The sequence below is a fragment of the Pseudomonas sp. GM50 genome (assembly GCF_000282375.1).
GTDB lineage: Bacteria > Pseudomonadota > Gammaproteobacteria > Pseudomonadales > Pseudomonadaceae > Aquipseudomonas.
The window spans coordinates 34,799-56,870 of sequence record NZ_AKJK01000040.1; the positions used below are offsets into that span (position 1 = coordinate 34,799).

A 22,072-nucleotide genomic window follows, 5' to 3' on the forward strand; every position below is an offset into this window, starting at 1 on the left:
CCCTTGTAGGAGCGAGGCTTGCCCGCGAAGGCTTCCTGACAGGCAATAAAAATCCCCCGGGCTGTACGGCTACGGGGGATTTTTTATGCCCGTAAAACCTAGCGCTGATGCACCAGACTCCCCGCCGCATACGTCTGCAGAACAGTCCGGTCATCCCCCAGCGTCATCAAGACAAACAACGTCTCGGCAATGTTATTGGCCTGTTTCAGGCGATAGCCGAGCAGTGGCGTGGCGTTGTAGTCCAGCACCAGGAAGTCCGCGTCGGTGCCCGGTTGCAAGGTACCGATCTTGTCTTCCAGGCGCAGGGCGCGGGCGCCGCCAAGGGTGGCCAGGTACAGCGACTTGAACGGGCTCAGTCGCGCGCCTTGTAGTTGCATGACTTTGTAGGCTTCGTTCAGGGTTTGCAGCAGCGAGAAACTGGTGCCGCCGCCGACATCCGTACCCAGGCCGACATTCAGTTTGTGTTTCTCGGCCATTGGCAGATTGAACAGGCCGCTGCCGAGGAACAGGTTCGAGGTCGGGCAAAACGCAATCGCCGAGCCGGTTTCGGCCAGTCGCGCGCATTCGTCGTCGCACAGGTGCACGCCATGGGCGAACACCGAGCGCTCGCCGAGCAATTGGTAGTGATCGTAGACGTCCAGGTAGCCCTTGCGCTCCGGGAACAGCGCCTTGACCCACTCGACTTCCTTGAGGTTTTCACTGATGTGGGTCTGCATGTACAGATCCGGATATTCGCTGAGCAACTGGCCGGCGAGGGTCAGTTGTTCCGGGGTGCTGGTCGGGGCGAAGCGTGGGGTGACCGCGTAGTGCAGGCGGCCCTTGCCGTGCCAGCGCTCAATCAGCGCCTTGCTTTCGACGTAGCTCGACTCGGCAGTGTCGGTCAGGTAGTCCGGCGCGTTGCGGTCCATCATCACCTTGCCGGCGATCATCCGCAGGTCCAACTGTTCGGCAGCCTCGAAGAACGAGTTCACCGACTGCGGATGCACGCTGCCGAACACCAGTGCAGTGGTGGTGCCGTTGCGCAGCAATTCCTTGATGAAAATATCCGCGACTTCATCAGCGTGGGCTTTGTCGGCAAACTGGCTTTCGCACGGGAAGGTGTAGGTATTCAGCCAGTCCAGCAGCTGTTCGCCATAGGCGCCGACCATGCCGGTTTGCGGAAAGTGGATGTGGGTATCGATGAAGCCCGGAGTGATCAGTGCGTCCTGATAATGGGTGATCTCGATGTCGGCCGGCAGGGTCGGCAGCAATTCGCTGGCGTGGCCGATGGCGCTGATCTGGCCGTTATCGACTACCAGCAGACCGTCTTCGAAATACTCGTACGAGGCTTCGATACCCACTTCGGCAGGGTCGGCGATGCTGTGCAGGATGGCGGCGCGGTAGGCTTTGCGAGTCAGAGGCATTGTTGTTCTCAATTCGTGGCTTTTTAGTTCGAAGCGTGGCTGCGGCGTGAAGCAGGCAGCAGTTTGGCGATCGATGATCCGGCGCTGGCGGTGTGCTGGCCGAAATTCGCGTTATAGGTGGCGATGATCTCGCCGGCGATGGAGATGGCGATTTCCACAGGCAACTTGCCTTTGACTTCGCCGATGCCCATCGGGCAGCGCATGCGTTGCAGCACGCTGCTGTCGAAACCGCGATCACGCAGGCGGTGTTCGAACTTCACTCGTTTGGTCTTCGAACCGATGAGGCCGAAGTAGGCGAAGTCGTTGCGCTTGAGGATCGCGGCGGTGAGTTCAAGGTCGAGCTGGTGGTTGTGGGTCATGACGATGCAGTAGTTGCCGGCGGGGAGGTCATCGACTTCATCCAGCGGTTCTTCGGTGACGATTTTGCGCACGCCATGGGGGATCTGTTCGGGGAATTCCGCTTCCCGCGAGTCGATCCAGCGTACCCGGCACGGCAGGCTGGCGAGCAACGGCACCAGCGCCCGACCGACGTGACCGGCGCCGAACACCGCGATCTGCGCCTGGACCTGGCCCATCGGTTCGAACAGCAATACCGTCACGCCACCGCAGCACTGGCCCAGGCTGGCACCGAGGCTGAAGCGCTCCAGATGGGTGTCCTGTCGGCCGCTGGCCAGCATCTCGCGGCCGATCTGCATGGCCTTGTATTCCAGATGCCCGCCACCGATGGTGTCGAACGTTTGCGTGGCGCTGATGACCATCTTCGAGCCGGCATTACGCGGCGTCGAGCCGAGCTCTTCGATGATGGTCACCAACACACAGGGTTCACCCCGGGTTTGCAGGTCGGCGAGGGCGTCGATCCAGTTGTACATGTTTCACCTCAACATCTCTGTTGTCTGTTTGGGCCTCTTCGCGGGCAAGCCTCGCTCCTACAGGTTTCGCGTCGTTCGCGATCTGCCACCTGACCTGTAGGAGCGAGGCTTGCCCGCGAAGGCCCCGCCTCGGTCTACAGCGAAGCCAACTCAGCCTCGGCTTGCGCGACTTTCACCGCCTTCAACTGCCGCATCTGCTCACAACCCCACAACACCCGCTCCGGGGTCGCCGGTGCGTCGATTTTCGGTTGATGCCGGTAGTCACCCAAACTGGCCACGGCGTCCTTGATCGCGCACCACGCGGCGATGCCGAGCATGAACGGCGGCTCACCCACGGCCTTGGAATGGAACACTGTGTCTTCCGGGTTTTTGCGGTTTTCCACCAGCTTCACCCGCAGGTCCAATGGCATGTCCGCCACCGCCGGGATCTTGTAGCTGGCCGGGCCGTTGGTCATCAGTTTGCCCTTGTTGTTCCACACCAGTTCTTCCATGGTCAGCCAGCCCATGCCCTGGATGAAACCACCCTCGACCTGACCGATGTCGATCGCCGGGTTCAGCGAGTCGCCGACGTCGTGAAGAATGTCGGTGCGCAGCATCTTGTACTCGCCGGTCAGGGTATCGACGATCACCTCGGCGCAGGCGGCACCGAAGGCGTAGTAATAGAACGGCCGACCTCGCGCCTGGCTGCGGTCGTAGTAGATTTTCGGGGTCTTGTAGAAGCCGGTGCTCGACAGCGAAACCTGGGCGAAATACGCCTGCTGGATCAGCGATTCAAACGTCAGAATGTGATCGCGAACCCGCACGTGACCGTTGTGGAACTCCACGTCTTCTTCACTGACCTTGTATTGCCGCGCGGCGAATTCCACCAGGCGTTTCTTGATGATTTCAGCCGCGTTTTGTGCCGCTTTACCATTGAGGTCGGCGCCGCTCGAAGCAGCGGTTGGCGAGGTGTTCGGGACCTTGTCGGTGTTGGTCGCGGTGATCTGCACGCGGTCCATTTCCACCTGGAACACTTCAGCCACGACTTGCGCAACCTTGGTGTTCAGACCCTGGCCCATTTCGGTGCCGCCATGGTTCAGGTGGATGCTGCCGTCGGTGTAGATGTGGATCAGTGCACCGGCCTGGTTGAGGAAGCTGGCGGTGAAGGAAATACCGAATTTTACCGGGGTCAGCGCCAGGCCTTTTTTCAGGATCGGGCTGTTGGCGTTGTAGCGACGGATTGCTTCGCGACGCTCGGCGTACTGGCTGCTTTCCTCCAGTTCGGCAGTCATTTCCTCGAGCATGTTGTGCTCGACGGTCTGGTAGTAATGGGTGATGTTGCGCTCGGTCTTGCCGTAGTAGTTGGCCTTGCGCACGGCCAGCGGATCGAGGCCCAAATGCCGGGCAATCGCGTCCATCACTTCTTCGATGGCGACCATGCCTTGCGGGCCACCGAAACCACGGTAAGCGGTGTTCGACGCGGTGTTGGTCTTGCAGCGGTGACCGTTGATGGTCGCATCGCCCAGGTAGTACGAGTTGTCGGCATGGAACATTGCGCGGTCGACAATCGATGCCGACAAGTCCGGTGAGCAACCGCAGTTGCCGGCCAGTTCCAGCGCAATGCCGTGCAGGCGGCCAGTGCTGTCGAAGCCCACGTCGTACTCGACGTAAAACGGGTGACGCTTGCCGGTCATCAGCATGTCTTCGACACGCGGCAGGCGCATTTTGGTCGGCTGACCGGTCAGGTGCGCAATCACCGCGCACAGGCATGCCGGGCTTGCCGCTTGAGTTTCCTTGCCGCCGAAACCACCACCCATGCGGCGCATGTCGACGACGATTTTGTTCATCGACACGTCCAGCACTTCGGCCACCAGTTTCTGCACTTCGGTGGGGTTCTGGGTCGAGCAATAAACGATCATGCCGCCGTCTTCAGTCGGCATCACCGAAGAGATCTGGGTTTCCAGATAAAAGTGTTCCTGGCCGCCGATGTGCAGCGTGCCCTGGATGCGATGTTCGGCAGTGGCCAAAGCAGTCGCCGAATCGCCACGCTGATGTGTGTGGCTGTCGAGCACGAAATGGCGTTTGCGCAGGGCTTCGACCACGTCCAGAACGGGTTCGAGGTCTTCGTATTCGATGATCGCGGCCATGGCCGCTTTGCGTGCGGTTTCCAGGTCTTTCGCCGCAACGGCCAGTACCGGTTGACCGACGAACTGCACGTCATCGATGGCCAGCAACGGATCGCCTGGCAACAGTGGGCCGATGTCTTTCAGGCCTGGCACATCTTCGTGGGTGATGGCGATGCGCACGCCTTCGAAGGCGTAACAAGGCTTGGTGTCGATGCTGATGATTTTTGCGTGGGCACGGTCTGACAGCCGTGCGTAAACGTGCAACTGATTGGGGAATTCCAGCCGATCGTCGATGTACTGCGCTTCACCGGACACGTGCTTGTCGGCACTGTCGTGCTTGACGCTGCGGCCGACTCCGGTGGTCAGGTCCTTGGCGAACAATTCAGCCAGTTCGGCTTGGGTCTTCTCTACAGCGTGATGATTAGACATAAGCGGTCACCCGAGTCTCGATGTGCGGTGTTTGCAGTTCGATGAAGTATTTACGCAGCAGGTTCTGCGCGCTGAGCAGGCGGTATTCCTTGCTGGCGCGGAAGTCCGAGAGTGGCGTGAAGTCTTCGGCCAATGCAGCGCAGGCGCGTTCGAGGGTGGCGTTGTTGAACGGCGCACCGAGCAGGGCGGCTTCGCAGTTTTTGGCGCGTTTTGGAATGGCCGCCATGCCGCCGAAAGCAACGCGGGCGTCGGCGATCACGCCGGTGTCGATGCGCAGGTTGAACGCTGCACAAACGGCGGAAATGTCATCGTCCAGACGCTTGGATACCTTGTAGGCGCGGAACAGTTGTTCAACGCTGGCCCGCGGCACGATGATCTTTTCGATGAACTCGCTTTCCTGACGCGCGGTCACCCGGTAATCGATGAAGTAATCTTCCAGCGCCATAGTGCGGCGAGTTTCGCCTTTACACAGGACGATCTGCGCGCCGAGGGCGATCAGCAGCGGTGGTGAGTCGCCGATTGGCGAGGCGTTGCCGATGTTACCGCCGAGGGTGCCCTGGTTGCGGATCTGCAAGGAAGCGAAGCGCTGCAGCAATTCGCCGAAGTCCGGGTACTCGGCCTTCAACGCTTCGTAGCAGTCGGAGAGGGCGGTGGCGGCGCCGATTTCCAGGCGATCGTCGAAGCGTTCGATGCGTTTCATTTCGGCGACGTTGCCGACGTAGATCATCACCGGCAAGGTGCGGTGGAACTGGGTGACTTCCAGCGCCAGATCCGTCCCGCCGGCCAGCAAGCGAGCTTGTGGATAAGCGTCATAGAGGTCGGCCAGATCGGCCACGGTCAATGGCACCAGGCAGCGTTTGTCGCCACTGTTGAGTTCGCCGATGTCGGTGGGGGCGATGGCTTTCAGGCGAGCGATGGTTTCCACTTCGCGAGCATCGAATTGGTCGGGTTGTTTGCCGCAGCAAGATTGCTCGGCAGCGGCCAGGATCGGCCGATAACCGGTGCAGCGGCAGAGGTTGCCGGCTAGCGCTTCGTGGGCTTTATGGGCGTCGGGCTGGTCGCTGTTCTTTTGCAGCGCGAACAGCGACATGACGAAGCCCGGGGTGCAAAAACCGCATTGCGAGCCGTGGCACTCGACCATGGCTTTTTGCACGCTGTGCAGCTCGCCCTGGTGCTTGAGGTCTTCGACGCTGATCAGTTGCTTGCCGTGCAAGGAGGAAACGAACGTCAGGCACGAGTTGAGGCTGCGATAGCGAATGTGTTCGCGACTATCGTCGTCCGTCTGCAACTCGCCGACCACCACGGTGCAGGCGCCACAGTCGCCGCTGGCGCAGCCTTCTTTGGTGCCGGGTTTGCCCACATGTTCGCGCAGATAGTTGAGCACGGTCAGGTTCGGGTCCAGGGCGTGCTCGCTACGGAGTTCCTGGTTTAGTAAAAACTGGATCACGGAAGGCCTCGCAAACTCATTATTGTTGTTAACCGACATGAGCCGAATTTATCAGGTCTGACTTTTCGGTCAATGATTTTCTGACTTAAAGGTCAGGAAATAGCATTTTGTCGATCAACGACTCGTTCCTTCATTATTGACCCTCATGGGATAGCTTGCCTTTTGCTTGAATCGTGCCAAAAACCGCTGGGTGGGCACTCCGCCATGACCGATCAATTGCGCTACACTGCGCCGCTTGTGCAGATCGAAGAGTTTGAAGGACAACCATGACGTTCAAGGCGCCGGACAGCCTCGCCGAGCAAATCGCTCACCACCTCGCCGAACGTATCATTCGCGGCGAAATGAAGCCGGGGGAGCGCATCCAGGAACAGAAAGTCACGCTGGCGCTCAACGTCAGCCGCGGTTCAGTCCGTGAGGCCTTGCTGATCCTCGAGCGCCGCCACTTGATCGCGATTTTGCCGCGACGTGGCGCCCACGTGACCGAACTCACGGCGCACAAGGTGCAGAGCCTGTGCACGCTGATGAGCGAGTTGTACATTCTGCTCGGCAATGCCGTGGCCAACGGCTGGCAAGTCCAGGCCGACATGGCGCCGTTCGTGGAGATCCAGCAGCGCCTGACCGCCAGCTACGAGCGCCAGGACATCCGCACGTTCGTCGACGACAGCTTCAGTGTGATGCGTGCCGCGTATCCGTTCGCCAATAACCCGTACTTGCAGGAAACCGTCGAGAATCTGCAGCCGGCCATGAGCCGCGCGTATTTCCTCGCGCTGGATCAGCGCAAGGCCTCGATGAGCGAGTTTCTCGAGCTGTTCGAACGCTTGCTCGCTGCCGTGCTGGCTCGTGACTTTCCTCAGATCCGCGTGGTGCTGACGGCGTATGCCCAGCGCAGTTGCGATCTGGTGATTTCTGCCCTGACGGTCGCTTAAGCGTGCGGCTCAAGTGCATCAAACTGGCGGGGTTCAAATCCTTCGTCGATCCGACCACGGTAAACTTCCCCAGTAACATGGCGGCCGTGGTCGGCCCCAATGGCTGCGGCAAGTCGAACATCATCGACGCCGTGCGTTGGGTGATGGGCGAGAGCTCGGCTAAGAACTTGCGCGGCGAGTCGATGACCGACGTCATCTTCAACGGCTCGACCAGCCGTAAACCGGTGAGCCAGGCCAGCATTGAGCTGGTGTTCGATAACTCCGACGGCACCCTGCTCGGCGAATGGGCGGCCTATGCGGAAATTTCCATTCGCCGCAAAGTGACCCGCGACAGCCAGACCACTTACTACCTCAATGGCACCAAATGCCGTCGCCGCGATATCACCGACATCTTCCTCGGCACCGGCCTTGGCCCGCGCAGCTATTCGATTATCGAGCAGGGGATGATCTCCAAGCTGATCGAGTCCAAGCCCGAAGACCTGCGCAATTTCATCGAAGAAGCCGCCGGTATTTCCAAGTACAAGGAACGTCGGCGCGAGACTGAAAACCGTATCCGCCGCACCCACGAAAACCTTGCCCGCCTGACCGACCTGCGCGAAGAGCTCGAGCGTCAGCTTGAACGCTTGCACCGCCAGGCCGAGGCTGCCAAGAAGTATCAGGAATACAAAGGCGAAGAGCGCCAGCTCAAGGCCCAGCTGTCGGCCCTGCGCTGGCAGGCGTTGAACGAACAGGTCGGCCAGCGCGAATCGATCATCGGCACCCAGGAAATCACCTTCGAAGCCCTGGTGGCCGAGCAACGCAATGCCGACGCGGCCATCGAACGCCTGCGTGACGGTCATCACGATCTGTCCGAACGCTTCAATCTGGTGCAGGGGCGTTTCTATTCGGTCGGTGGTGACATCGCCCGGGTCGAGCAGAGCATTCAGCACGGTCAGCAGCGCTTGCGTCAGTTGCAGGACGATTTGAAAGAAGCCGAGCGCGCGCGGCTGGAAACCGAGTCTCACCTGGGCCACGACCGCACCTTGCTACTGACCTTGGGTGAAGAGCTGGACATGCTCACGCCGGAACAGGAAGTCACTAGCGCCGCCGCCGAAGAAGCCGCCGTGGCATTGGAAGAATCCGAAACCACCATGCACGGTTGGCAGGAGCAGTGGGACACGTTCAACCTCACCGCCGCCGAGCCACGCCGCCAGTCTGAAGTTCAGCAGTCGCGGATTCAGCAGCTGGAAACCAGCATGGAACGTTTGGCCGATCGCCAGAAACGTCTTGGCGAAGAGCGTGCGTTACTGTCAGCGGATCCCGAAGACGCGGCGATCATGGAGCTCAGCGAACAGTTGGCGGCGTCCGAGGCCACGCTCGAAGATTTGCAGGCCAGTGAAGAAGCGCAAGTCGAGCGCCTTGAGCAACTGCGTCAGGAGTTGCAGCAAGCGCTTTCGGCACAGCAGCAAGCCCAAGGTGATTTGCAGCGGCTCAACGGTCGACTGGCGTCGTTGGAAGCCTTGCAGCAAGCCGCGCTCGATCCGGGCACCGGCACCGCCGAATGGCTGCGCGAACAGCATCTGGCCGATCGCCCACGTCTGGCCGAAGGCCTGAAGGTCGAGGCCGGTTGGGAACTGGCGGTGGAAACCGTGCTCGGCGCCGACCTGCAAGCGGTGCTGGTGGATGACTTCGGTGACTTCGATCTGGCCGGGTTTGCCCAAGGCGATTTGCGCCTCCTCAGCCCGGCCACCGATGGTGTGCGCATGCCCGGCAGTTTGCTCGACAAGGTCGAGGCGCAGATTGATTTGTCGCCATGGCTGGGGCAGGTCAAACCGGTCGACAGCCTTGAGCAGGCCTTGGCCTTGCGTGGGCAATTGGCGGCCGGGCAAAGCCTGATCAGTCGCGACGGCTACTGGGTCGGCCGACACTTTTTGCGTGTGCGCCGGGCCAGCGAAGCGGAAAGCGGCGTGCTCGCCCGTGGTCAGGAAATCCAGCGTTTGGGCCTTGAACGCGAAGAGCGCGAAGCCACGGTCGAAACCCTGGAAACCCAACTTCAGAATCTCAGGGCACAACAGCGTCAGCAGGAAAACGGCCGCGAACATTTGCGCCGTCTGCTGCAAGACGAAGCCCGTCAGCAAGGCGAATTGAAAGCCCAGCTGTCCGCCGGCAAAGCCAAGGTCGAGCAGTTGACTCTGCGCCGCACCCGTCTCGATGAAGAACTCACCGAGCTGAGCGAGCAGCGCGCCCTGGAACACGAAAACATCGGCGAAGCACGCCTGCAATTGCAGGAAGCCCTCGACAGCATGGCGCTGGACACCGAGCAGCGTGAGTTGCTGTTGGCCCAGCGCGACAGCTTGCGCGAACGCCTCGACCGGGTGCGTCAGGAAGCCCGACAGCATAAGGATCATGCGCATCAATTGGCGGTGCGCCTCGGTTCGCTGAAGGCGCAACACGACTCCACTCGTCAGGCCCTTGAACGGCTGGAAATGCAGTCCGAGCGCCTGACCGAGAAGCGCGAACAGCTCAGCCTCAATCTGGAAGAGGGCGAGGCGCCGCTGGAAGAACTGCGCCTGAAGCTTGAAGAGCTGCTCGACAAGCGCATGACCGTCGACGAAGAACTCAAGACCGCGCAAATGGCCATGGAAGATGCCGACCGCGAACTGCGTGACGCCGAAAAACGCCGCAATCAGGCCGAGCAGCAATCGCAATTGATCCGTGGCCAACTCGAACACCAGCGCATGGAATGGCAAGCCCTGACCGTGCGTCGCAAGACCCTCGAAGATCAGTTGCTGGAAGACGGCTACGATCTCCACGGTGTGATCGCGACCCTCGTAGCGCAGGCCAACGAGAAAGACGCCGAAGAAGAACTCGAACGCATTGCCGCGCGGATTCAGCGCCTTGGCGCGATCAACCTCGCAGCCATCGATGAATACCAGCAACAATCCGAACGTAAACGTTATCTGGATGCTCAGAACGACGATTTGGTGGAAGCGCTGGACACGCTCGAGAATGTGATTCGCAAGATCGACAAGGAAACCCGAAACCGCTTCAAAGATACCTTTGATCAGATCAATGGCGGTTTACAGGCCCTTTTCCCAAAAGTTTTCGGTGGAGGGCGCGCGTATTTGGAACTGACGGGCGAAGATCTACTCGATACAGGGGTAACGATCATGGCGCAGCCGCCAGGAAAGAAGAACAGCACCATCCATTTGCTCTCCGGTGGCGAAAAAGCCCTGACCGCATTGGCCCTGGTATTTGCCATCTTCAAGTTGAATCCTGCGCCGTTCTGCATGCTCGATGAGGTTGACGCGCCATTGGATGACGCTAACGTTGGACGCTACGCACGGCTGGTCAAAGAGATGTCGCAGACGGTGCAGTTCATCTACATCACCCACAACAAGATCGCCATGGAAATGGCCGATCAATTGATGGGTGTGACGATGCACGAACCCGGTTGCTCGCGTCTGGTGGCAGTGGATGTGGAGGAGGCGATGGCCATGGTGGACGCCTGAATCATCGCTTGTGGGGCAAGTATTTCTGAGCTGTAGGGCTTTTTACCTGCCTTGACTTGCTGGCCAATCGACATAATTCGCGCAAGCCACTGTGACAGACGGTGTAAAGTTGCCTTTGGTCGTGCTAGTTTAATGTCAATTTTTCGTATACGTGGGTAAAACGCCTGTCAGAACATAGAGTTGGCGCCACGTTTTAAAGCGGTTTGCACAGTGTAAACCCCTTATTTTTCAGCATTTTTTATAGAGGCACGGGATTACATGGAAATCGGTCTGCGCGAGTGGCTGATCGTCATCGGCATTATTGTCATTGCCGGTATTCTTTTCGATGGCTGGCGTCGCATGCGCGGCGGCAAGGGAAAACTGAAATTCCGTCTTGACCGAAGTTTGTCCAATCTGCCGGACGAGGACACCAGCGCCGAGCTGTTGGGCCCGCCCCGCGTGCTGGATAACCATAAAGAACCGCAACTGGACGAGCACGATCTGCCGTCGGTGAGCATGCCTGCCCGTGAACCTCGCGAGTCGGGTTCCAAGCGCAGCAAGCGTGGCCATGGCGAGCCTTCGCAAGGCGACATGAACCTCAGTCTGGATCTGGACGGCGGCCCGAGCTTCAACAGCCGTGACGACGATTTCCCGGATGACACCAAGCCTGCCAGCTCGGCCGAGAAAGATCAGCCGCAAGCCGAAGAAGTACTGGTGATCAGCGTGATCTGCCGCGACCCGGCTGGCTTCAAGGGCCCGGCACTGCTGCAGAACATTCTGGAAAGCGGTCTGCGTTTCGGCGAGATGGACATTTTCCACCGTCACGAAAGCATGGCCGGCAACGGCGAAGTCCTGTTCTCCATGGCCAATGCGGTCAAGCCGGGTGTCTTCGATCTGGATGACATCGATCATTTCAGCACCCCGGCGGTGAGCTTCTTCCTCGGTCTGCCAGGCCCGCGTCATCCCAAGCAAGCCTTCGACGTGATGGTGGCTGCGGCACGCAAACTGTCCCAGGAGCTGAACGGCGAACTGAAAGACGACCAGCGCAGCGTGCTGACCGCCCAAACGATCGAGCACTACCGTCAGCGCATCGTCGAGTTCGAGCGTCGCGCTTTGACCCAGAAGCGCTGACTCGAATGACTGGGGCGGGCTCTGGTGGCGAGGGGGCTTGCCCCCGTTGGGCTGCGAAGCAGCCCCTTCATTTCGGCAACCCCGTTATTCAAGCACGCCGCATTCTCTGGTTTTACGACTGCTTCGCAGTCGAACGGGGGCAAGCCCCCTCGCCACATAGTGCAAGCCATCAGGCTATCGTGATTAAAAGATTGAGCAGCCTCGGCTGCTCTTTTGCTTTATGAGAGAACACCCATGACCGCCGCCAAAAACCGCATTCTAGAGCTGCGCGCCGAGCTCGATCAGCACAACTATCGCTACCACGTGCTGGACGAACCGAGCATTCCGGACGCCGAATACGATCGCTTGTTCCACGAGCTCAAGGCCCTCGAAGCAGCCCATCCCGAATTGATCACCAGCGACTCGCCGACCCAGCGTGTCGGCAGTGCGGCGCTGTCGGCGTTCACTCAGGTGCGCCATGAAGTGCCAATGCTCAGCCTGGGCAACGCCTTCGAAGAAACCGACATGCGCGAATTCGATCGCCGGGTGACGGAAGGGCTGGACCTGCCGGTCGGCGACTTGTTCGGCGCTGGCGCGGCGGTAGAGTACAGCTGCGAACCCAAGCTCGATGGCCTGGCGGTCAGTCTGCTGTACCAGGACGGTGTACTGGTGCGCGGCGCCACCCGCGGCGATGGCACCACCGGTGAAGACATCAGCGTCAACGTGCGCACCGTGCGCAATATTCCGCTCAAGCTGCATGGCACTGGCTGGCCGGCGACCCTGGAAGTGCGCGGCGAAGTCTTCATGTCCAAGGCCGGTTTCGAACGGCTCAACGCCACGCAACTGGAAGTCGGCGGCAAGACCTTCGCCAACCCGCGTAACGCGGCGGCGGGCAGCTTGCGGCAGCTGGATTCGAAGATCACCGCCAACCGTCCGCTGGAGTTCTGCTGCTACGGCATCGGCCAGATTTCGGCCGATATCGCCGACACGCACATTGGCAATCTGCAGCAACTCAAAGCCTGGGGCATGCCGATCAGTCATGAGCTGAAGCTGGCCAATGGCATCGCTGAATGCCTGGATTACTACCGCGACATCGGCGAGCGCCGTAATGCGCTGCCGTATGAAATCGACGGCGTGGTGTTCAAGGTCAACAGCATTGCGTCCCAGCGTGAACTGGGTTTCCGCGCTCGCGAACCGCGTTGGGCAATCGCCCATAAATTCCCGGCCATGGAAGAGCTCACCGAACTGCTCGATGTGGAGTTCCAGGTGGGGCGCACCGGTGCCGTGACGCCGGTGGCGCGCTTGAAACCGGTCAAGGTGGCTGGCGTTACCGTGGCCAATGCGACCTTGCACAACATGGATGAGGTTGCGCGGCTGGGCCTGATGATCGGCGACACGGTGATCATCCGCCGCGCCGGTGATGTGATTCCGCAAGTGGTGCAAGTGGTCGCCGAGCGCCGTCCGGAGAATGCCCGGCCGGTGCAGATTCCCGAGCAGTGCCCGGTGTGTGGTTCTCATGTCGAGCGTACGCAACTGGTCAAGCGCAGCAAGGGCCGCGAGACCATCAGCGAAGGCGCGGTGTATCGCTGTGTCGGCCGTCTGGCCTGCGGTGCGCAACTCAAGCAAGCGATCATTCACTTTGTCTCGCGCCGCGCCATGGACATCGAAGGTCTGGGCGAGAAGAGCGTCGAGCAATTGGTGGACGAAGGCCTGGTGAGTTCGCCGGCCGATCTCTATGCCCTGGCGTTCGAGCAGATCGTCGACCTGGAAGGCTTTGCCGAACTGTCGAGCAAGAACCTGCTTGGCGCCATTGAAGACAGTAAGCGGCCGAGTCTGGCGCGGTTCATCTACGCCTTGGGCATTCCTGATGTCGGCGAAGAAACGGCGAAGGTGCTTGCACGCTCTCTCGGCTCGCTGGAGCGGGTTCAGCAGGCGTTGCCGCAAGTGCTCACGTACTTGCCGGATGTCGGGCTGGAAGTGGCTCACGAGATTCACAGCTTCTTCGAAGACGCGCACAACCGGCAGGTGATCGCGGATCTGCTCAAGCACGGTATGCAGATTCAGGATCAGGGCGAGTTGGGTGCCGAATTTTCCGCCAGTACGACACTGGGCGGCTTCCTCGACAAGTTGCACATTCCGTCGGTCGGGCCGGGCGGGGCGCAGAAGCTTGCGGACAAGTTCGGCTCACTCGAAGCGGTGATGAGCGCTGATTGGCTGGACATGCGTCAGACGCTGCCGGAGAAACAGGCGACTTCGGTTCGCGAGTTCTTTGCGGGCACGGAAAATCGTCAGCTCGCCGAGGCGGCCGAAAAGCAGTTGCGCGATTTCGGCATGCATTGGCAGAGTGAAAAGAAAGTTGTCGAAGGGTTGCCGCTGGCCGGACAGACTTGGGTGCTGACCGGTTCGCTGGAACTAATGAGTCGCGATGTCGCCAAGGACAAACTTGAAAGCCTCGGTGCCAAGGTGGCCGGTTCCGTGTCGGCCAAGACCCATTGCGTGGTCGCCGGACCGGGCGCGGGATCGAAGTTGGCCAAGGCCAATGAGCTGGGGTTGAAGGTGCTGGATGAAGAGGCGTTTGTGGCTCGCCTGAAGGAATACAACATCTCGATCTAGTGCGAGACCTGTGGCGAGGGGGCTTGCCCCCGTTGGGCTGCGTAGCGGCCCTAAAACAAGCAACCGCGATCTGCCAGACATACCGCGCGAGCAGGTTTTGCGACGGCTTCGCCGCCGAACGGGGGCAAGCCCCCTCGCCACAAGATCATGTTGGAGGAATGATCTAGTCTTCGCAGGCCCCAGGGAGAGATCGCCATGTACCGCTTCTTCGAACAGCTCAGTTCACGCATCGCCGCACCCTTCATGGGCGAGCGTGTGCGCAACAGCAAGGTCTGGCATTGCCGCTGCGGGCAGTCGCTGTTCTTTCGCAACAGTCAGTGCCTGGCCTGCTCGGCAGCGCTGGGCTATCAGCCGCAGCAGAGTCGCTTGTCATCGCTGCAACCCGGCCCGCAAGCGGATACCTGGTTGCTCGACGCCGATCCCGATGCGGGTGTGTTCCGTCGCTGCGCCAATCTCGATTCTCCGGCCGCATGCAACTGGTTGCTGCCGGCCAATGATCACGATGCCTTGTGCATTGCCTGTAGCCTGAATCGCACCATCCCCGACCTGTCGATCCCCGAGAACCACGAGCGCTGGCGCAAAGTGGAAATCGCCAAGCGTCGTCTGGTGGCGCAGCTGATCAGCCTGGGCTTGTCAGTCATTCCGAAATCCATGGACGAAGACATCGGTCTGGCCTTCGACTTCATCGGTATCGACCTCGAAGGCAAACCGCCGACCACCGGGCATGCCAACGGTCTGATCACCCTCGATATCAAGGAAGCCGACGACGCCCATCGCGAGCAGGTTCGCGTGCAGATGCACGAACCTTATCGCACGCTGCTCGGGCACTTTCGTCACGAGGTCGGGCATTACTACTGGGACCGCTTGGTCGCCAACAGTCATTGGCTGGAACCGTTCCGCGGTCTGTTCGGTGACGAGCGAGCAAGCTATGCCGAGGCCCTTGAGCGGCATTATCAGCAAGGCGCGCCGTTCGACTGGCAGCAACATTACGTCAGCGCCTACGCGACCATGCACCCTTGGGAAGACTGGGCGGAAACCTGGGCTCACTACCTGCACATGATGGATGCAGTGGACACCGCCCTGGGGTTTGGCATGAGTGCGCAGGAAATGGATTTCGATTACCAGCCGTTTCCGCCGAGCACGCTATTCGACCCGCGGCACCCTGGCGGCCCGGCGTTCCTGTCGTTCGTCAACGCATGGATCGAACTGGCCGGCATGCTCAACGAGTTGTCACGCAGCATGGGCCAGCCGGATTTCTATCCGTTCGTCCTGCCGCCGGCGGTGATTGCAAAGCTGCACTTCATTCACCTGGTGATCCAGCAGAGGGCGGCAGGGCGGATGAGGTGTTGGCGCAATAGGATCAAAAGATCGCAGCCTGCGGCAACTCCTACAGGTGTACGCCGATCCATGTAGGAGCTGCCGCAGGCTGCGATCTTTTAAAGGCCAGCGCATGTCCTTGACCGGACTCATATTTTTTAATCTGCCTGAACGGTTGTAACTTCGTCTCAGATAGGTACAATGGCGCGGCTCGCCGTCAGGTGAGCGTCGTTATGGTGACCCCATCGGTCCCCCCGCAACGATCAGCCGTGAACCCGGTCAGGCCTGGAAGGGAGCAGCCGCAGCGGTGACATTGTGTGCCGGGGTGTGGCTGGTGGGGTTGCCTCCATAACGCAGCACGAACCCTCTTTCGTGTTTTCCATTAAATAATATTTTCTTGTTTCTCTGCCATGGAGCTCATCCAGGGCGGTGTTTCGTCGTCTCCGAATTAAAGCGCTGGATATAAAAAAGGAGGCCGCTCTGTCGCATTCGACAGAGCGGCCTCTTTTTTTCATTTACTGGCACTAGGCTTGGACAAGGCCTGGTCAACCGCTGCGATCAGCTTTCCCAGATCCTTCGGGGTGGCTTTGTGTATGACGCTGAACAGGTATGCCCGCTGTTCATCTTCGTCTTCCAGATCTGCGAAAAAGGCTTTCAGCTTCACGCCCAGCACGTCGGCAAGCAAAAACAATGCTTCCACGCTGGGGGTGTAGGTGCCGGTTTCGAAACGGCTGATGGTTTTGGGGTCAAAACCGGTTTTTTCGCCGAGTTCAGCCTGAGTAAGCCCTGCGACCTTGCGGTAGCGTCGGATGGCCGGACCCAAACTTGAAATTTGCATCGCTCAATTCCCATTTAGAATCAAGAACTTAACGATAGATTTGTGCATTAGGCAACTGCATGATCCATCACCTTGCTTTGCAAAATGTGATGCATTTCGTAGAATCGCCGCTTCGAAGGGTTTTGGGGTGATCTGCTTTCTGAAGTTTAGGCGATATGAAAAAGCCAGCATTGCGTTCCCTTCCGGGTATGCACAGAGGCCGCTGACGGTCTGAAACCTCGCGAAATATTACCAGAGTCGGTGTTGCTACTTTGCCCTGGATCTTCGGCGCTCCGGGGCCATCAAATGCTGTTCATGGAGTGATAACGTGTCTCTGCGCAGTACGTCTCAAAACACCTCTTCCGGGCATCCTGCGCTGGTCGAGCGGTACCACCGCTAGCGACAGTGAGCCTGACTCATGGATGAGAAATACCGCAGGGCCGTGGATGCAGCCGCCATTTTTTCCGAGACCGATCTGAACGGCCGGATTACCTATGTCAACGATCAATTTTGCGCCGTGTCTGGCTACAGCCGCGAGGAACTGCTGGGGCAAAACCATCGCCTGCTGAACTCCGGCCTGCATTCCGCCGATTTCTTCGCCGCCATGTGGCGCACCATCGCCCTGGGCAATATCTGGAAGGGCGAAATCTGTAATCGCGCCAAGGATGGCAGCCTGTATTGGGTCGACAGCACCATGGTGCCGGTGCTCGACGATGCCACCGGGCGCGTTCACCGATACCTGTCGATTCGTTTCGACATCAGCGAAAAACGCCAACTCCTGCAATCCTTGCAATGGCGGGTCGGGCATGACGTGCTGACCGGGCTGCCCAATCGCGCCTTCCTGTCGGATTTACTCGATCAGGCGCTGGAATTCTCCCGGCATGAAAACATTCCGTTGGCGGTGTGCATGCTTGACCTCGACGGGTTCAAGGCGGTCAACGACGGTTACGGTCACGCCAGTGGCGATATGTTGCTGGTGGAAGTGGCCAAGCGTTTGCGCGACATTGTGCGCGGCGAAGACGTGGTGGCGCGACTGGCCGGTGACGAGTTCGTGCTGGTGCTGCGTTATGTGCGTGATCTGCCGGAGTTGTGCGCAGCGCTGAATCGCGTGTTGGGGGCGATTTCGGCGCCTTACACGCTGCATGGCAAGGACATCAATGTGTTTGCCAGTATCGGCGTCACCCTGTTTCCCCACGACAACGAAGATGCCGAAACCCTGCTGCGTCATGCCGATCAGGCGATGTACGTGGCCAAGCAGAGCGGGCGAAACCGCTTTCATCTATTCGATGTCTCTCGGGATCAGGAGGTCAAGGCCACTCACCAGACCGTCGAGCGGGTGCGTCAGGCGCTGGTCGCCGGTGAGTTACGCCTGCATTTTCAGCCCAAAGTGAACATGCGCCGTGGCGTGGTCGTCGGTTTCGAGGCGTTGTTGCGGTGGGAGCACCCGCAAAACGGCATGGTGCCACCCCGGGAGTTTTTGCCGCTGGTGGAGGACACCGACCTGATCATCGATATCGGCGAGTGGGTGATGGATCAGGTTCTGTCGCAGTTGCACCACTGGCAGCAAGCGGGGCAGGGCTGGCCGATCAGTATCAATATCGCGGCGCGACATTTTCAGCGCGCCGATTTTGTCGACCGGCTCAAGCAAGTACTCGCTCGACATGCCCAGGTTGCCCCGCAGATGCTCGATCTGGAAATCGTCGAGTCGGTGGCGATCGAGAATATCCAGCATGTCAGTGCCTGTTTGCAGGCCTGTCAGGCATTGGGGGTGCAGTTTTCGCTGGGTGACTTTGGTACGGGTTACTCGTCCCTGAGTTACCTCAAGCGTTTACGCACTCAAACCATCAAGATCGATAAGTCGTTCGTGCGCGACATTCTGAATGACCGTGACGACCTGGCCCTGACCACGGCGGTGATTGGCCTGGCCCGCGCGTTCGGCCGGCAGGTGATTGCCGAGGGGCTGGAAAGCGTTGAGCACGGTGAATTGCTGTTGCGGCTGGGATGCGAAGTCGCTCAAGGCTATTTCATCGCTCGCCCGATGCCGCCCGGTGAGGTGCCGGACTGGGTGGCGGGGTTTGTCGCCCCGTTGCGATGGCAGACGTTCGGCCAGACAGCCTGAGCCCGTTGCTACAGACTGGCTAAGGCCCGCTGCCGGTATAGAGCCGGATGATGTCATCGATCTCCCCGGACATTTTCATGTGCTGCAACGTGTCCAGAATGCGTTGCACGGGCACTTTGGGGTCATTGCGCACGTAACAACCGACGGTTTGTTCGTGTACCAGCGCTACGCTTTGCAGTTGCCGGTCGGGCAGCAGGCGCTGGTTGAACCAGTCAAGGGTCCATTGGTTGCTCACCGCGTAGCGGTAGCGTCCGGCCAGGAGTTTATCCAGCACCTGTTCCTGATTGCGTGCGTCATCGCGGTGCAGGCGCTCGGCGTCGAACAGCGGTTGCAGGGTCGGGTAGCTATAGCCGAGCACCGTGCCGATCGACTGCTGCTGCAGGTCCGCCGGGTTGACCGTGTCGGGTGAGCCTCGCCGGCCAATCAGCAAGTCGCGCTGAACCAGCAGTGGAACGCTCCAGATATAGTCGCCGGACAAGTTCGGTAGCCAGGATTGTGAGATATAACAGCGCACATCGACTTCGCCGTGGTCCATGGCGTTCTGCACCCGCGCCCGAGGCAAGATATGAAATTGCGCCGGCACGCCGACCTGTGTCGCCAGGCTGAGCATGATGTCGTGCAGAATGCCCTGGGTTGGCCGGCCGCGCTCGAGCTGCACCATGGGCATGGCCCAGCTGTCGGATACGACAAAGCGCAACGGCGCCTCGGCGGCCGCAACGCTCAGGCTGACCAACAGCAGTGCCCCCAAGGCAAAATGCATAAACGCTCCGGTATGGCTCAAGCTCCGACTCGATAAAAGCCCCTCAAAGTGCAGCTTAGCCAGAATAGACGAGCGCACCGGATGCAATTTTGGCCTTGCTCCGCTAGCATTAGCCGCTTCTGTTCCTTCGTTGCGACGGTTTTCGATGAGTTATCAGGTTCTTGCACGTAAATGGCGTCCGCGCTCGTTCGGCGAAATGGTCGGCCAGACCCATGTGCTCAAGGCTCTGATCAATGCCTTGGACAGCCAGCGGCTGCACCATGCGTACCTTTTTACCGGTACCCGCGGGGTCGGCAAGACCACCATCGCGCGGATCATCGCCAAATGCCTGAACTGTGAAACAGGTATCACTTCGACCCCCTGCGGCGAATGCTCGGTGTGCCGCGAAATCGATGAAGGCCGCTTCGTCGACCTGATCGAGATCGACGCCGCGAGCCGGACCAAGGTCGAAGACACCCGCGAGCTGCTCGACAACGTGCAGTACGCGCCGAGCCGCGGGCGCTTCAAGGTCTACCTGATCGACGAAGTGCACATGCTCTCCAGCCATTCCTTCAATGCGCTGTTGAAAACCCTTGAAGAGCCGCCGCCCTACGTCAAGTTCATCCTGGCCACCACCGATCCGCAGAAACTTCCCGCAACGATTCTTTCGCGTTGCCTGCAGTTCTCCCTGAAGAACATGACGCCGGAGCGGGTGGTCGAGCATTTGACTCACGTGCTGAGCGTCGAGAACGTACCGTTCGAAGACGACGCGCTGTGGCTGCTGGGCCGCGCCGCCGACGGTTCGATGCGCGACGCCATGAGCCTGACCGATCAGGCCATCGCCTTTGGTGAAGGCAAGGTCATGGCCGCCGACGTGCGGGCCATGCTCGGTACCCTTGATCATGGTCAGGTCTACGACGTTTTGCATGCGCTGATCGAAGGCGACGCCAAGGCGTTGCTCGAAGCGGTGCGCCATCTGGCCGAACAAGGCCCGGACTGGAACGGCGTGCTCTCGGAAATTCTCAATGTGCTGCACCGTGTCGCCATCGCCCAGGCCCTGCCTGAAGGCGTCGACAACGGCCATGGCGACCGTGATCGGGTGCTGGCACTGGCCCAGGCATTGCCGGCTGAAGACGTGCAGTTCTATTACCAGATGGGCCTGATCGGGCGCCGGGACTTGCCACTGGCACCGGACCCGCGCGGCGGCTTCGAAATGGTCCTGCTGCGAATGCTTGCGTTCCGACCGGCAGATACTGCGGACGCGCCGAGGCAACCGCTAAAGCCAGTGGGGATCAGCCAGGCCACAGTTGATTCCGCAAACTCAGTGGCTGCCGCGCCGATTGTTGCGCCGGTAGTCGCTACGGCCGTTACACCGCCTCCGGTTGCGCCGGTGGTAGCGCCGGCCCCTGTCCCGGTAGCTGCGCCTGAGCCGGTCGCGTCCGTGCCTGCGCCTGTGATCGAGCCTGAGCCCGAGCCTGTTGTCGAGCCCGTAGCGGTCGAAGAAGTCGTCGATCTGCCGTGGAACGACCCGGTCGAGCCGGAAGTTGTCCAGCAGCCCGCTGTCGAGCCGGTGCTGGAAACGGCCGGCGAGCAACCCGAATTGCCACCGATGCCCGTGCCGACCCCGGACAGCGTGGTGCCGGACGCGCCGGAATGGGCCGCTGCGCCGATCCCGGAACCGTCCGTGGCTGAAGTCGATGCTGCTACGCCAGGCATGGATCAGGACGACGAGCCGCCGCTGGACGAGGACTACATCGAGCCGGACATGGATTCGGCCTACAGCTACCTCGATGACCTGGCCAGCGAGCACACCGCCGAACCTGCTCCGGAACCCGAACCTGAACCGGCCGCGATGCCGGCCACCGGCCTGGCCCTGCAATGGCTGGAGTTGTTCCCGAAACTGCCGGTATCCGGCATGACCGCCAGCATCGCCGCCAACTGCACGCTGATCGCCGTCGATGGCGACAATTGGTTGTTGCACCTGGACCCGGCCCACAGCGCCTTGTTCAACGCGACACAACAACGTCGCCTCAACGATGCACTGAACCAGCTCCACGGGCGCACGCTGACCCTGAGCATGGAGCTGATCAAGCCCGAGCAGGAAACCCCGGCTCAGGCCTCATCGCGCCGTCGCGCCAACCGTCAGCGTGAGGCCGAGGAATCGATCCATGGCGATCCGTTCATCCAGCAAATGATGCAGCAGTTCGGGGCGGTGGTCCGTCACGATACTATTGAACCTGTCGAGACCCTGGTCAGTCAGGACTAATAACTGAAGGCGCTTGGCCACATTCGCCGGGCGCTGTTTTTATCCAAGTACTTTTGAGGTGATTCCCATGATGAAAGGTGGCATGGCCGGCCTGATGAAGCAGGCGCAGCAGATGCAGGAAAAAATGGCCAAGATGCAGGAAGAGCTGGCCAACGCCGAAGTCACCGGTAAAGCCGGCGGTGATATGGTCACCGTGGTAATGACCGGTCGTCACGACGTCAAGCGCGTGACCATCGACCCAAGCCTGGTCGAAGGCCTGAGCGAAGACGACAAAGAAATGCTGGAGGCGGTATTCGCCGCAGCCGTTAACGACGCCGTGCGCAAGATCGAAGCCAACAGCCAGGACAAAATGTCCGGCGTGACCGCTGGCATGCAATTGCCACCGGGTATGAAACTGCCATTCTGATTCGCCAACGCGCATCCGATGGGTTACAAAAAAATG

Annotated in this window: 13 protein-coding genes, 1 other RNA gene and 1 pseudogene; 9 read left to right on the top strand and 6 right to left on the bottom strand. The window is 60.0% G+C overall.

Going from position 1 to position 22,072, the window contains the following annotated elements:
- Positions 1-98: 98 nt before the first annotated feature.
- The 4 genes from guaD to xdhA all read right to left on the bottom strand — a co-directional run bounded on the left by guaD (position 99) and on the right by xdhA (position 6,253).
- Positions 99-1,403, bottom strand: coding sequence for a guanine deaminase (gene guaD / locus PMI30_RS23800; RefSeq protein WP_008007004.1), 1,305 nt, complete (start codon positions 1,401-1,403; stop codon positions 99-101).
- Between the two features lie 23 nt (positions 1,404-1,426).
- The gene (gene xdhC / locus PMI30_RS23795; protein WP_008007006.1) at positions 1,427-2,272 is read right to left on the bottom strand and encodes a xanthine dehydrogenase accessory protein XdhC; all 846 of its coding nucleotides are present in this window, start codon (positions 2,270-2,272) and stop codon (positions 1,427-1,429) included.
- 134 nt (positions 2,273-2,406) lie between these two features.
- Positions 2,407-4,806 (bottom strand): xanthine dehydrogenase molybdopterin binding subunit, encoded by a 2,400-nt coding sequence (gene xdhB, locus PMI30_RS23790; protein ID WP_008007008.1) that lies wholly within the window; start codon positions 4,804-4,806, stop codon positions 2,407-2,409.
- Positions 4,799-6,253: a xanthine dehydrogenase small subunit gene (xdhA, locus tag PMI30_RS23785; RefSeq protein WP_008007010.1), complete on the bottom strand. Its 1,455-nt coding sequence runs from the start codon at positions 6,251-6,253 to the stop codon at positions 4,799-4,801. Before xdhA ends, xdhB begins: the two co-directional genes overlap by 8 nt.
- 266 nt (positions 6,254-6,519) lie before the next feature.
- Here xdhA and PMI30_RS23780 point away from each other — a divergent pair, with 266 nt between their 5' ends.
- From PMI30_RS23780 to ffs, 6 genes and pseudogenes are all read left to right on the top strand, one after another.
- Entirely contained in the window at positions 6,520-7,179 is a 660-nt protein-coding gene (locus PMI30_RS23780; RefSeq protein ID WP_008007012.1) for a GntR family transcriptional regulator, read from the top strand.
- A 2-nt stretch (positions 7,180-7,181) separates the two neighbouring features.
- Complete coding sequence (gene smc / locus PMI30_RS23775; RefSeq protein ID WP_008007014.1) at positions 7,182-10,670, top strand: chromosome segregation protein SMC; 3,489 nt, start codon at positions 7,182-7,184, stop codon at positions 10,668-10,670.
- Positions 10,671-10,928: 258 nt separating this feature from the next.
- Complete coding sequence (gene zipA / locus PMI30_RS23770; RefSeq protein ID WP_008007016.1) at positions 10,929-11,780, top strand: cell division protein ZipA; 852 nt, start codon at positions 10,929-10,931, stop codon at positions 11,778-11,780.
- Between the two features lie 234 nt (positions 11,781-12,014).
- Positions 12,015-14,372, top strand: coding sequence for an NAD-dependent DNA ligase LigA (gene ligA, locus PMI30_RS23765; RefSeq protein WP_008007018.1), 2,358 nt, complete (start codon positions 12,015-12,017; stop codon positions 14,370-14,372).
- A gap of 195 nt (positions 14,373-14,567) precedes the next feature.
- A pseudogene (locus tag PMI30_RS23760) lies at positions 14,568-15,730 on the top strand (zinc-binding metallopeptidase family protein).
- Between the two features lie 202 nt (positions 15,731-15,932).
- An RNA gene (gene ffs / locus PMI30_RS30335) (signal recognition particle sRNA small type) lies at positions 15,933-16,029 on the top strand.
- Between the two features lie 171 nt (positions 16,030-16,200).
- Here the strand turns inward: ffs and PMI30_RS23755 are convergent.
- Entirely contained in the window at positions 16,201-16,527 is a 327-nt protein-coding gene (locus PMI30_RS23755; RefSeq protein ID WP_007905395.1) for a helix-turn-helix domain-containing protein, read from the bottom strand.
- A 397-nt stretch (positions 16,528-16,924) separates the two neighbouring features.
- On the opposite strand from PMI30_RS23755, the gene PMI30_RS23750 reads away from it, so the two are divergent.
- Positions 16,925-18,625, top strand: coding sequence for a putative bifunctional diguanylate cyclase/phosphodiesterase (locus PMI30_RS23750; RefSeq protein ID WP_008007022.1), 1,701 nt, complete (start codon positions 16,925-16,927; stop codon positions 18,623-18,625).
- Positions 18,626-18,644: 19 nt separating this feature from the next.
- Here PMI30_RS23750 and PMI30_RS23745 read toward each other — a convergent pair whose 3' ends face one another.
- A complete protein-coding gene (locus PMI30_RS23745; RefSeq protein WP_008007023.1) occupies positions 18,645-19,385 on the bottom strand; it encodes a substrate-binding periplasmic protein in 741 nt (246 codons plus the stop codon).
- Between the two features lie 145 nt (positions 19,386-19,530).
- On the opposite strand from PMI30_RS23745, the gene dnaX reads away from it, so the two are divergent.
- Together dnaX and PMI30_RS23735 are read left to right on the top strand one after the other, a co-directional pair.
- Positions 19,531-21,630: a DNA polymerase III subunit gamma/tau gene (gene dnaX / locus PMI30_RS23740; protein ID WP_008007024.1), complete on the top strand. Its 2,100-nt coding sequence runs from the start codon at positions 19,531-19,533 to the stop codon at positions 21,628-21,630.
- A gap of 67 nt (positions 21,631-21,697) precedes the next feature.
- A complete protein-coding gene (locus tag PMI30_RS23735; protein WP_007905413.1) occupies positions 21,698-22,036 on the top strand; it encodes a YbaB/EbfC family nucleoid-associated protein in 339 nt (112 codons plus the stop codon).
- Positions 22,037-22,072: the final 36 nt, after the last annotated feature.